Here is a 12,925-nt window from a genome sequence, read left to right as displayed (position 1 = left end):
CATGTCAGTAAAACACTCGATGCTTGCATTATTATATGAAAAACCAAGGCACGGCTATGAATTGAAAACAGGTTTCGAAACGCTTGTTCAAGGAATGTGGCCGCTTAATGCTGGTCAAGTGTATACTACGCTTGACCGGTTAGAGCGTGATAACTTAGTTGAATCACCAGGAAATGACCAAAAGGACCGCAAGCTTTACACTATCACGCAAGCCGGTAAAGAGGAATTGTGGAGTTGGTTAGACAAGCCGGTTGGCCGGTCATTATTGAAAGACGAATTTTATTTTAAGTTTTTATGTGCCGATCATGTTGCATATGAGGAAAAGCAAACGATGATCAACAAACAAAAAGAAACACTAATAAAGGATGTTCTTCACTTAACCCATTTAAAAAAACAAATGGCCCAATCCGAAAATGATGCAATGAAGCTGCTTATCGAAGGAGCGCTATTGCATTTAGAAGCAGATATCAAGTGGTTGGATATGATTACAGTAGACAAATAACCTGTCTACTGTCTATTTTTTTTCAGTCTATTCATCCCTAGTAAAATGAGTGGGAAAATTAATCCAAATGTGATGGAGAGGACAATGTATGAACCATTAATAAACGAAAAGGCTTCAAATGTATTTGGTACTACAAGGATAGAAGCTAAAAATAACAAAAAAGCTAATGGAATAGCTAATGTTTTATAATTTTTCAGCTTTATTACATGGCTAATTCCGGTGGTGACAACATAAAAAGAGATACAAAGTTTAACAAAGATAGTAAAGAACCAAATAAAAGCCACGATTATTTCGACACGCTCCAGAAAATTAAAAATATTGATTCTTTGACCCAACGAATAGATTGGGTAGGTATAATTTGCCGTACCTTCTACCCCTAGTACTGTAATACAAGCGAATGTAATAATGAAGAGAATAAACCCACTAATAAGGCCTCCTACTAAAAGTCCTTTACGTGCACTTTGATTCTTGTTTACACCATGAGAGATCGCCAGCAATATTACTAATTCTAAATAAGTGATGGATACAATTGGCAGCGTTCCGGCTAACGTACCTGCTTGGTTTAATTGAAAAATAGGTTCAATATTGGTGAAATTCGCATCTTTTAAGACAAGTAAGGTTAGCAATATCGCACAAACCATTGTGAAAGGAAAAAATAATTCTGAGGTTCTTCCAATTACTTCAAGACCATACCTAATAGCAATGACTACTGTTAAAGCAATAATCATTGCCACTACTTCAAAAGGTGTTCCCATCAATATTTGGATAGAGATAAAATCACTAATTGCCCATAAATTAGCGGAAGTATTGATAAAGGCATAAGAAGCAAATAACACAATAGCAACTACTCCAATCCATTTACCGAATAGATTCTCGATTAGGGAGAATAGTTCTCTGCCTTTCAGTATTTTAATAATTTGGTTGTACATCAAAAGAATGATCGCTCCTAACATTGTAGAAATTAGCAGTGTGATCCAACCATTCTCCTTTCCGAAACTGGTAGCAATACTAGGAATGAAGATAATCGATGCCCCAAGTGTATTCATAATGACTAATACGGTAAATTGTTTGCCATCTAGTTTCTGTGTCACAGTAAGGCACCTCCACTACTAGAAAATTAAGATTGTTGGAAGCTTTGAAGCCACTTCCCTAATGGTTCTGAAACAGGTTTTGTGACAAAATCAATAATATCGACAAGGTATGGAAGCTTGATACCTAATAAATGCAAGGATACAAGGATAACAGCTAACAGCATCATAAGAATAAACCATACCTTATCCATTATTCCTTTTGTTTTATTTACTTTTTTTATCTCTAGGAAGAACAATAACGCACTTATCAACCAGAATATAATGGCATTTACCATGACCTATTCCTTTCTCGCGTTTTTTTGCTTGATTGCCTCATATAGTGTTTTGGTGATCATACCAGCTTCCTTGATTTCTACTCGTGTTTGTACATGGACTTTCACATCTGGGAATAGCGTTCCCCAGTTATCTTTTAGCTGCTCCCATTCTTTAGGGTGGGCACGCTTAATGGCATTACCGAACCCGAAAATATCACTGCGAAATTCCTGGGCTGCAGCTACACTTACATTCACAATTTCCCTTGTTTTCTGCTCGGCCTTTTTTTGTACTTCTTGAATTTCGTGAGGATTAGCTAGGTCGATCGCACATTCAACATCCCCGACATTTGCTTTGATTGTAACATCGATGTTGATAGTTGGTTTCCCGTTATCTATTGAGCCTTGCATATTGGTGTTGCTTTCCATAATCTCTAGGGATATGGTACCTCCATCATTACAATTCACCCAGCTTACCGTGTTTGATACGTTATCTGTTATGTAATTGAAGCCTTTGCTTTCTGTTTCATCCAACCAGCCCTGTAGCTTGTCACCTCGGAAAACACCAATACCATTTAAGTAAATCCTTGTCGGTGAGATAGCTTGTTCTGTGTTCTTTATTTTAGTACCCTCTTCAGGGTTACCTTCCACATGTATTCCAGTCAAGATAGCCTCTTTTCCTTCCGAGACAACCGATTCAATTAATTCATCTAATTTTACCTCCTTGGTTGGAGCCCAAAATTCTTCAGAGGATTCAACGCTCGATCTTATTTTAGTTGCTGGAATCTCCTCCAAAGGTGTCAAAATGCTAATCAAAGCCTGTCCTGTTACCCCTTGTGCAATAGCAATCGTAAAATCTGTGCGTAATTCATGGTCCCTTACAAGGAAATCTAATGTTTTGCCAATTCCCTCTTTCGCAACCTCTTCCCCATAAACAATAAGTTGAAGGTGACTTAAATGCATTTTTCGGGGTAAAGCTTGTGTTAACCTTCTATTTGCCTCAAAGATAGATTTCCCGGAAGCGGAGTAAGTAGAAATGTTAGCTTTGTCGGTTATCTGGTCTCCAGCAATTTCTTTAGGATTTAAAACCTGTAATGTTATCATATAGCCATCATCTGTTGTATCAATTGCCATTGCCGTTGCTAGGGTTATATCTGTTAATTCTTGTGCACTCCAGCAACCTGTGAGCAGGATACCAAGTGATAAAATATTTAGCAATATTGGATAGCGTTTCATGTAGTTTCCCTCTTTTGTTACTTGTTTTTCCTCTTATTTGGAGGCTGTGGTTGATTGGTATTTCCTTGTTTGGTATTTCTTTGACTTATTAGACGAGGTCTTGTTGTTTGTTTCCATGTTGGTGCTCGTAAGATAGCGTCCTGCTGATCAGCAGAGATAAAAGGCGCAAATGGTTTTAAATATGGAATACCGAATGACCTTAGACTAGTTAGGTGTAAAGTTAATAATAATGAACCAATGAAAATACCAAATAAGCCTAAAGTTGCTGCTAGTATCATAAAACCAAATCGCAGTATTCTGACACTGATTGCTAAATTGTAATTAGGAAAAATAAAGCTGCTTATTGCTGTCAGTGAAACAACAATAACCATTGTGGCAGACACAATTCCAGCATCTACTGCTGCCTGCCCTATAACAAGCGCACCTACTATCGATATAGCTGATCCGATTGGATTGGGCAATCTTATTCCAGCTTCTCTTAATAGTTCGAAGGTAAATTCCATTATCAACGCTTCAATAATTGCTGGAAATGGAATTCCTTCCCTTTGAGCAGCCAAACTGACTAATAAGGTTGTCGGAATCATTTCCTGATGAAAAGTCGTTAACGCGATATAGATGGAAGGTGTTAATAGAGCAAGAAAGAAAGAAATAAACCGTAATATTCTAATTAAGGTTGAAATGTCACTTCTCTGATAATAATCCTCACTTGATTTAAAAAAATCAGTAAAGAGCGCAGGAACCACTAAGACAAAAGGGGTACCATCTACGATAATTGCTACTCTTCCTTCTAATAGTCCTAAACTTATCGCATCAGGTCTCTCACTGTTAATAATAGTGGGAAAGGGAGTATAGGTTTCATCTTCAATCAGCTCTTCAATATAACCACTCTCTAAAATAGAATCAATATCAATCTTTTCTAGTCTTGATTTGACTTCTTCTACAATATCGGGATTCGCGATGCCGTGGATATAAGCAATCATGACTTTAGTTTTGGTTTTTTTCCCATATGTAAAAGATTCAAACCAAAGATTAGGGTCCTTTATTCTTTTTCTTATTAATGCCGTATTGACATTAATTGATTCTGTAAAAGAATCTTTAGGTCCACGTACAACCTGTTGTGTTGTCGGTGACTCCACATTTCGTTCACTTGCACCTTTCGAACCTACCGCAATTCCCTCAGTGAACCCGTCAATCAACAGAATCGAATCACCTGCAAGCAAATGTTCCAGCAACACTTTAAAATCATTGATTTCTGCTAATTCAGCAGTCGTAATCGAATGTTTGATGAATGAATATAAAGAACTGCCATCTAGTAATTCTTCCGCATTTACTTTATCTAGTAAAGGGTTCAATAGATAATGCTGTATCGTTTCTTTATCGACTAATCCATCCATAAAAATAATGATTGCTTTCGTCAATTTTTTTCCAAGCTGGAGCTCGCGAATAACGATGTCAGAGCTATTACCTAATATCTGCAAAAGATGCGATCTATTTAATGTAAGATCTGCAAATATTTTTTGTTGATATTCAGCTGATATATTCTCTTTAAACGCCTGATTTTTTTGTTGTATTTTTTTCCTTTGTTTAATCATTACAACTTGACCTCTACAGAGTTAATTTACTTTCTTGTTTATCACGGTGCTGGTCGTCCATATCTCTCCATTGAGAAACGCCTCACTTTATACCAATCTTGAATCATATTAAAAATTTGTATTGTTAGTATGGTCAAAAACAATATGTTTATGTATTTGATAAGAACGATATATAGAAAAGACTGATGATAGAAGAAAAAGAAGTTTGTTTCTCCTGTTTTATAGTTATTTCAATTTACATACATTCAGTATGTATGTTAAAATGAATGAACTAATGAATGTAGGAGTGAAATGATGAAATTAAACAGTTTTTATCCGGTATTGATGACAGAAAAGTTAAAGGAAACAGGCAGATTTTATCAAGCGTATTTTGGTTTCTCAGTTGTATTTGAGGCTGACTGGTATATCAGTTTAAAACAAGAGCGAACGGGAGCTGAACTAGCAATTCTTCAAGCAAGCCATAAAACAGTACCCTCTTCGTTTGGTAAGGCTGTACAAGGAGTAATTCTTAATTTTGAGGTGGATAATGTAGATCAAGTCTATCACCAGCTAATTAACGAAAGACAACTACCATTACATCTTGAATTGCGTGATGAGGAATTTGGTCAAAGACATTTCATTACGAGTGACCCTAATGGGGTATTAATTGATGTGATTACTGTAATACCGCCTGATGACTCTTTTTTAGATCAATATAAGGAAGAAGTATGGAAGGAAGAAGCTAATGAGTAATTATGTCCCCTTAAAATATTACTTTGACAAAGAATTAGCGTTTCGATTAGCGAAGTTAATACAACCGCTTTATCATGACTTCAACGAAAAATTATTTATAGAATGGATAACTAAAGAAGTGGAACACAAAGAATTGAAGGCTAGAGTCGAAGTAATAACCGACGCATTAAAGCGACACCTGCCGTCTGACTATGAAAAAGCTCTGACTATCTTATTACAAATACTCGGACCGGAAAATGAAACAGAAGAAGGTATGTTTACCAATGGTTATTTTTTAATGCCAGTAGCCTTTTTTGTTGAAAAGTATGGCCAGAAACACTTTGATCTCTCTTTTCATGCGATGTATGAAATAACAAAGCGACATACCTCAGAATATACAATCCGTCCCTATTTGACTGCAGATACGGATTACTGTTTAACTTATTTACAAAAATGGCTAACAGATCCTAATCCACATGTCAGAAGATTGGTAAGTGAGGGAACAAGACCGAGGCTGCCATGGGCAAAAAAGATTTCACCATTAAATAATAATCCAGAAGTTAATTTACATTTGCTAGAAAGCTTGCTTGGGGACACTTCTCCATATGTTCAGAAATCTGTTGCCAACCATCTTAATGATTTAACGAAGGAAACACCTGAGCTAGTTTTAATTTGGCTTCGTCAATTAATGGAAAAGAATTATGATATACATTCAAAAATAATGAGAAATGGCTTAAGAACACTGATAAAATCAAAGAATGAGCATGCATTAGCATTATTACAGCAAGTAGAGTAAGGAGTGTAGCAGCATGAGAAGAACGAAAGCAGAAACAGAGCAGACGATCCAACATTTATTAACAATTGCACGTCAACATTTCACAGAGTATGGATATGCAAAAGTAGCATTGGAAGAAATCGTGACAGAAGCGAATTTAACACGAGGAGCACTATATCATCATTTCCAAAATAAAAAGGGATTATTTCTTGCTGTATTTGAAGCAGTTCAACAGGAAGTAGGAGAGTATGTAGAAGCAGAGGCAGCAAAAGGTAGTGAGAGTTGGGAGCAACTAATCAGAGGTTGTCGAGCTTTTATGGAAAGCGCAGTACAATCACAAAATCAGCGAATTCTATTAATTGATGGTCCGGCAGTTCTAGGATGGGATACGTTCCGGGAAATGGATGAGAAATATTCGATGAATTCCTTGAAAGAACAATTACAGCTGATGCAGGAGCAAGGATTACTTAAGTCGATGTCAACTGAGGCAATGACCCATTGTCTATCAGGAGCAATGAATGAAGCGGTACGTTGGATAGCTGATCACCATGATCAGAAAGAGGTCATTGAGGAGGTAATGGTTGTTCTGGAGCATTTACTAAAAGGATTGAGGAAGTAACTTTCTTTATGTCCAAAGATGAAAATAAACGCCCGCATCTTCAGACGTAGAAGTTTGATGGAAACAATCCATATCTTAAATGATACAGGTAGAATTTTTAATGGAAGGGTTAAGAACGCGATCAGAAATATTGCCCTTAGCTAGTACACATGAAATGATGAAAAAATGACATAAAAAGAAGGCTAGTAATAGCAAACTAGTCTTTTTTTGTTATATAATAATAATCGATCAAACTAAAAACTATTTAACCATGATTTATTGGGAAGGTACTCGAATGAGAGGGGAACACTGGCAGCTACGAGCCAGTGTTTCTCTAGCTAACGTACATTCCGTCTCAGAATAAACAATGAAGGAATAAGAACGGTCGCGTTTAAAAGGTTTAAATAATCCTAGATTACTAGTGATAAAGATAGATTATTAACAAGATTATCAGATAGTGTATAGTGAATATGGAGAGGAAATTGACCTTCCCCCCTTTAATTCGAGCAACTTATCAGGGGCTATAAGTATACATTAACATGATACTGATAAATAGGAGGTTCCAATGAAAAAAAGATTTTCTTCCTTTACTGAGCAATTTCGAAGTGTATTTGATAAATGTAACCTGAAAAAATTATCTAGAAATATGAGGATTACGTACCTTGTAGTTAATAAATTAGTTTTAATTCTCTGCGTTTTTATCATTTTATCTTTTCTTTTTGCTGGAGGAACAGCAGCAGGTTATTTTGCTTCACTTGTCAAAGATGAACCGTTAAGTTCTGAAGAAGAATTGCGAAATGCTATTTATAGCTATGAGGAAACAAGTGCAATTTATTTTGCTGATAACATTTATTTAGGGACAGTCCCTACCGAGTTAGAAAGGTATGAAATCGATTTAGAGGATGTTTCTGAACATGTCATCCATGCCTTGATTTCGACAGAAGATGAATATTTTTATGAGCATGAGGGTATTGTTCCCAAAGCGATTTTACGTGCGGGCGTACAAGAAGTTACCAATGCAAGTGTACAGACAGGTGGAAGTACATTAACACAACAATTGATTAAACAACAAATTCTAACAAATGAAGTATCCTTCGAAAGAAAAGCTACTGAAATTTTACTAGCTCTTCGTCTGGAAAAATTTATGGATAAAGAAGAAATATTGGAAGCCTATCTAAATGTCACTCCTTTTGGTCGAAACGCCAATGGCCGGCAAATCAGCGGTGTTCAAGCTGCAGCGCAAGGAATTTTTGGGGTGGATGCAAGTGAGTTGAATATTCCCCAAGCTGCATTTATTGCTGGATTGGCACAAAGTCCATTTGGTTATACACCTTTTACAAGTGAGGGTACCGTAAAGGAAGATATTAATCCGGGCTTAAACCGAATGAAAACTGTACTAACAAACATGATAAAAAATGGTTATATAACAGAACAAGAATATCAAGAAGCATTAACGTATGATATAAAAGAAAACTTAACATCCCCAACCCCAACGTCTCTTGATAAGTATCAATACTTAACAAATGACATTTTAAAGCGTGCTTCAGATATTTTAAGGGATCAGCTGCTTGCTGAAGATGATATTGTGTTAAGTGAGATAGAGGATAAAGAGGAAAGAGACCAAGTACGAGAAGAATATCAACTAAAGGCAACAGCTGCCTTAAGACAAAATGGTTACAAAATTCATACAACTATTGATAAAGAACTATATGATGCGCTTCAGGAAACAGTAAGTGATAATTCATTGTTCGGTAGTGAACGGACGGTATCAAAAGATGGAGAAACAAAAATAGATAAAGAAGAAGTCGCTGCTGTTTTGCTCGATAATTCTACCGGCGCGATTTTAGCATATATCGGTGGACGTGATGAAGGAAAAACGGATAATCAATTTAACCTAGCAACACAAGCAGTACGTCCTAACGGTTCTACAATGAAACCATTAATTGCCTATTCTCCAGCATTGGAATTGGGAATCATCCAGCCTGATACGATTATGCCTGATACAGAGGAGTTTTATCGGGATAATAATCAGCTGATTAAAAATTTTGATGGGAGCTATAAAGGTAAGCTAACAATTCGCCAATCTTTAGCCCAATCAAGAAACATACCAGCTATCCGAGCGTTTAAAGAAGTACCAGCAGACTATTCCAAAGAAGTATTTGATAAACTAGGTTTTCATTATTTTGAAAATGCCTTGCCAGAGTCAGCTCCCTTAGGCCAAATTGACGTTACAGTAGAGCAAAATGTGAATGCATTTGCGACCTTTGCTAATGGCGGGGATTATGTAAAATCTTATTTGATTGAAAGTATTGAAACGAATGATGGGGAAGAAATTTATCGACATGAAAAGGAAACAGTGAATGTATTTTCACCACAAACATCCTATTTAATTATTGATATGTTACGGGATGTATTACGTGGGGGAGGAACAGCAGCAGGAATTCCAAGTCAGCTAAAATTCCAAGCAGATTGGGCAGGGAAAACTGGTACATCTCAAGAAGCGAAAGATTACTGGTTTGTCGCAACAAATCCAAATGTAACACTAGGGGTTTGGCTAGGATATCCGGAGAATTTAGTGCTTGATAATGATTATAGTCCGCGTTTACAACGAATTTGGGCACGAATTGCCAATACAGCTTATGATGTGGATGCTGAATTGATGAATCCTTCTCAACGTTTTCAAGAACCGGAAGGGATTGTTCATAGAGGTTCAGACATATTCAATTCTAAATTTGTAGGACTTCAAGGTACCACTCGTTTCATCGAGATGTATCCGACAGAGGATGACGAAGAAAAGGAAAAAGAAGAAGAACGTAAGGAAGAAGAGAAGAGAGAAGAACGTAATAAGCAAGAAGAAGAGAAGAGAAAAGAAGAAGAACGTAATAAGCAAGAAGACAAGAAAAAAGAGGAAGAGCGTAAAAAGCAGGAAGAAGAGAAGAGAAAAGAAGAAGAGCGTAAAAAACAGGAAGAAGAGAAGAAAAAAGAGGAAGAGCGTAAAAAACAGGAAGAAGAGAAGAGAAAAGAAGAGGAGCGTAAAAAACAAGAAGAAGAGAAGAAGAAAGAGGAAGAAAATAAACAACAAGAAGAGCAAAAGGGAGAAGAAGAAGGCTAACGACTTCGTACGGAAGAGCAATACTTTTCCCTTATGGCTGGTTATATTAGGCAAAGGCCTATTATATCATGTCACCGGTTATTTCAGTCGGAATCATGTTATTAGGCTGGGCAATAGAGCCAGACAGCTTATGGGTTATTGCATTAACGATGGTCATCTTCCTTCTTATTTTAGGTATCTTCTTAATGTTGGGTTATCGTAAAAAAATGTGACGGAATCTAGTGAAATGCCAGCCATTTATAGTGGCTGGCATAAATTATTCCTTCATCTCCGGATAATCACAAAATTCAATAATGGTTCCTCCTGTATCAGCAGGATTTAAGTAGATCAAACGTCTACCATGCTTATTGATTCTTAGGGTATTTTCCATTACACGAACTCCTTGCTTCTTTAAAACTTCGATCGCTACATCTAAATCACTTACATGATAAGCGATATGGTGAACTCCTTTCCCTTTTTGTTTGATAAACCGGGCAATAGGCGAGGTGGTATTATTAGTTGGCATCAATAGTTCCGTACGAGCCCCTTCTATATCTATGATAGCAATTTCACTTTCCACACCGGCTGCTTCACTCCGATACCGATCGATTAATTCTCCCCCTAATACATGTAAATAAAAATCGATACTTTCATCCAAATTTCTAACTGCAACTCCAATATGATCTAATTCTTTTTTCATAAAAATCACCTTTCACAGCTGTTTTTTCATCTATTGTAACATGGCAGAGGTAATAACCATTCTTCTTATGAATAGCTTTATTACTTGTCGTGCTTTTTTCCCCTACATAATGTATGATTTTTCGCATGCGTATCTATTATATGCTAACTATACAAAATTCTTGAAAAAACTGGAGATATATAGTTGTAATTGTCTTAATATGCTAAAATAGCAAGAAATATGCATAGAAATAGTGCATATTTCTCCTTTTATCCATATAAATGGAAACTTTTTAGCATTTGATTCGTATATATTAAGAGGGGGTGTACATATTGGAGTATTAGATATTTATTGGTGGCTGTTATGGGGGAGTTTGGCAGTTGCGATTATTTCCCTATTACTTGGCAATGTTTTGGACGGAATCTTGGATAGTTTATTTGATAGTTTAGGAGATTTTTTTAATCCATTACTGCTTTTTGGTACTTTATCTGTTGTCGGAGGATCAGGTGTCTTACTGACTAAGTATTCTTCCTTAAGTGAACTCTATGTATTACTGATTAGTATATTAATAGGAATAGGGGCATATTTACTAATTTATTATTTTCTCGTAATTCCAATGTCCCATGCTGAATCCTCTACTTCGATTTCGATTCAGGACTTAGAAGGTAAAGCGGGCGAGGTAATTACAACAATTCCTGCTCAAGGCATGGGGGAAGTATTTATTTCTTTAACTAGTGGGAGTCGTAGTGAAACAGCGGCAAGTTTTGACCAAAAAGAGATTAAGCAAGGAAAACAGATTGTGGTAGTTAAAGCCGAAGAGCATGTGTTATATGTTTCAGAACTTGATGAGATTTAAATTAGGAGGCTAAGAATGGATTTTTTGATTGTAATAGGTGTTGTCGTTGCGGTTATACTAGCATTTGCGATTTTATTTGCTGCTCGTTATAAGACCGTTGGCGCAGATGATGCTATGATCGTAACAGGTAGCTTTTTAGGAAATAAGAATGTTCACAAAACGGAAGATGGCGGAGGTATTAAGATCGTTCGTGGTGGTGGTGCATTTATTCTGCCGATTTTTCAACAATATGAGAATATCAGTTTACGCTCTCATAGTCTTGATATTTCGACGCCGAATGTATATACGGAAAATGGTGTTCCCGTCATGGCTGATGGAACAGCGATTATTAAAGTGCAAAGCACAACAGAAGGAATTGCAACAGCAGGGGAGCAATTTTTAGGAAAAGACAACGCTGAACTTAGAAAAGAAGCACAAGAAGTACTAGAAGGCCACTTGCGAGCAATTTTAGGAACGATGACAGTAGAAGAGATCTATCGAAATCGTGAACGCTTTGCCCAAGAAGTACAAACACAAGCTGCAGTAGATTTGAAGAAAATGGGGTTACAAATTGTCTCGTTTACGATAAAAGATGTTCAAGACGAGAATGGTTACCTGGAAGCATTAGGGAAGCCACGTATTGCAGAAGTAAAAAGAGATGCCCAAATCGCTGAAGCTAACGCAATGAGAGATGCTCGTATTCAAAAAGCACAAGCAGAGCGTGAAAGTCAAAGTGCAGAATTATTAAGTGAAACACAAATTGCCGAATCAACGAAAGAAAAAGAATTGAAAATAGCGTCCTATAAGCGTGAACAGGATACAGCTAAGGCAGAAGCAGATATGGCTTATAAGTTGCAGGGTGCAAAATCTGAACAACAGGTCAAACTCGAAGAAATGCAAATCCAGCTCGTAGAGAAAAATAAACAAATCGAAATTGACGAAAAAGAAGTACTTCGTAAGCAACGCCAATATGAAGCAGAAATCTCTAAAAAAGCAGAGGCAGAACGTTATGCAGCTGAACAGAAGGCAGAAGCTGACAAAGTCACTCGTGTCAAACAAGCAGAAGCGGAAGCTGCTCAAATTCGCTTAGATGGGGAAGCAGAAGCCGATGCTATCCGTCAAAAAGGTCTAGCAGAAGCGGAAGCGAAAGAAAAACTCGCGGAAGCAATGGAGAAATATGGTGAAGCAGCAATCCTCGAGATGATCATCAAAATGCTCCCTGAGTTTGCCGGAAAAATTGCTGAACCAGTTCGTGCAATTGACAAGGTGACAGTTGTGGATAATGGAAACGGTGAAGGCGATGGTGCGACACGCATGAGTAACTATGTTACCAAATTAATGAGCCAATTACCTGAAACGTTAAAAGATGTATCTGGAGTTGATTTGAAAGGGATGCTTGATAATGTAGCAGCCAATAATGAAACGAAAATTAAGGAAAGTTTTACAGAAGCAAAAGCTGAAAAACAACCTGTAGCAGCTGATAGTGAATAAGCTACACATGTTATTTGGTGCTCAATTAGAAAAAATACTATATATAACAGAGGGCAGGCTGAAACCTGTCCTC

At 36.9% G+C, this 12,925-nt stretch carries 13 protein-coding genes; 8 read left to right on the top strand and 5 right to left on the bottom strand.

Annotation, left to right across the window (positions count from 1 at the left end):
* Window position 1: 1 nt before the first annotated feature.
* On the top strand, window positions 2-502 hold the full coding sequence (locus ACTNEP_RS14390) for a PadR family transcriptional regulator (RefSeq protein ID WP_441162720.1): 501 nt from the start codon (window positions 2-4) through the stop codon (window positions 500-502).
* A 5-nt stretch (window positions 503-507) separates the two neighbouring features.
* On the opposite strand, the gene ACTNEP_RS14385 is transcribed toward ACTNEP_RS14390, so the two are convergent.
* Genes ACTNEP_RS14385 through ACTNEP_RS14370 form a run of 4 tightly spaced genes read right to left on the bottom strand, consistent with a single transcriptional unit; the run spans window position 508 to window position 4,672 of the window.
* Window positions 508-1,593, bottom strand: coding sequence for a GerAB/ArcD/ProY family transporter (locus ACTNEP_RS14385; RefSeq protein WP_441162719.1), 1,086 nt, complete (start codon window positions 1,591-1,593; stop codon window positions 508-510).
* A 26-nt stretch (window positions 1,594-1,619) separates the two neighbouring features.
* Window positions 1,620-1,868, bottom strand: a complete 249-nt coding sequence (locus ACTNEP_RS14380) for a hypothetical protein (protein ID WP_441162718.1) — start codon at window positions 1,866-1,868, stop codon at window positions 1,620-1,622.
* Between the two features lie 3 nt (window positions 1,869-1,871).
* Complete coding sequence (locus ACTNEP_RS14375) at window positions 1,872-3,080, bottom strand: Ger(x)C family spore germination protein (RefSeq protein ID WP_441162717.1); 1,209 nt, start codon at window positions 3,078-3,080, stop codon at window positions 1,872-1,874.
* A gap of 17 nt (window positions 3,081-3,097) precedes the next feature.
* Window positions 3,098-4,672, bottom strand: a complete 1,575-nt coding sequence (locus tag ACTNEP_RS14370) for a spore germination protein (RefSeq protein ID WP_441162716.1) — start codon at window positions 4,670-4,672, stop codon at window positions 3,098-3,100.
* A gap of 294 nt (window positions 4,673-4,966) precedes the next feature.
* Between ACTNEP_RS14370 and ACTNEP_RS14365 the strand changes: the two genes are divergently transcribed.
* From ACTNEP_RS14365 to ACTNEP_RS14345, 5 genes are all read left to right on the top strand, one after another.
* Window positions 4,967-5,404, top strand: coding sequence for a VOC family protein (locus ACTNEP_RS14365; RefSeq protein ID WP_441162715.1), 438 nt, complete (start codon window positions 4,967-4,969; stop codon window positions 5,402-5,404).
* Window positions 5,397-6,179, top strand: coding sequence for a DNA alkylation repair protein (locus tag ACTNEP_RS14360; protein ID WP_441162714.1), 783 nt, complete (start codon window positions 5,397-5,399; stop codon window positions 6,177-6,179). The genes ACTNEP_RS14365 and ACTNEP_RS14360 overlap by 8 nt, the downstream gene beginning before the upstream one ends.
* Window positions 6,180-6,192: 13 nt before the next feature.
* Window positions 6,193-6,777 (top strand): TetR/AcrR family transcriptional regulator, encoded by a 585-nt coding sequence (locus tag ACTNEP_RS14355; protein WP_441162713.1) that lies wholly within the window; start codon window positions 6,193-6,195, stop codon window positions 6,775-6,777.
* 544 nt (window positions 6,778-7,321) lie between these two features.
* A complete protein-coding gene (locus tag ACTNEP_RS14350) occupies window positions 7,322-9,868 on the top strand; it encodes a transglycosylase domain-containing protein (protein ID WP_441162712.1) in 2,547 nt (848 codons plus the stop codon).
* 65 nt (window positions 9,869-9,933) lie between these two features.
* A complete protein-coding gene (locus ACTNEP_RS14345) occupies window positions 9,934-10,080 on the top strand; it encodes a hypothetical protein (RefSeq protein WP_441162812.1) in 147 nt (48 codons plus the stop codon).
* 44 nt (window positions 10,081-10,124) lie between these two features.
* Here the strand turns inward: ACTNEP_RS14345 and ACTNEP_RS14340 are convergent, their stop codons facing one another.
* Window positions 10,125-10,547, bottom strand: coding sequence for a VOC family protein (locus ACTNEP_RS14340; RefSeq protein WP_441162711.1), 423 nt, complete (start codon window positions 10,545-10,547; stop codon window positions 10,125-10,127).
* A 352-nt stretch (window positions 10,548-10,899) separates the two neighbouring features.
* Between ACTNEP_RS14340 and ACTNEP_RS14335 the strand changes: the two genes are divergently transcribed.
* Together ACTNEP_RS14335 and ACTNEP_RS14330 are read left to right on the top strand one after the other, a co-directional pair.
* The gene (locus ACTNEP_RS14335; RefSeq protein WP_441162710.1) at window positions 10,900-11,382 is read left to right on the top strand and encodes a protease; all 483 of its coding nucleotides are present in this window, start codon (window positions 10,900-10,902) and stop codon (window positions 11,380-11,382) included.
* 15 nt (window positions 11,383-11,397) lie between these two features.
* Complete coding sequence (locus ACTNEP_RS14330; protein WP_441162709.1) at window positions 11,398-12,852, top strand: flotillin family protein; 1,455 nt, start codon at window positions 11,398-11,400, stop codon at window positions 12,850-12,852.
* Window positions 12,853-12,925: the final 73 nt, after the last annotated feature.

The organism is Gracilibacillus sp. HCP3S3_G5_2, from assembly GCF_052063305.1.
Taxonomy (GTDB): Bacteria; Bacillota; Bacilli; order Bacillales; family Amphibacillaceae; genus Gracilibacillus.
The sequence above is the reverse complement of the archived record's forward strand: the minus strand, read 5'-3'. Positions and strand labels throughout refer to the sequence as shown.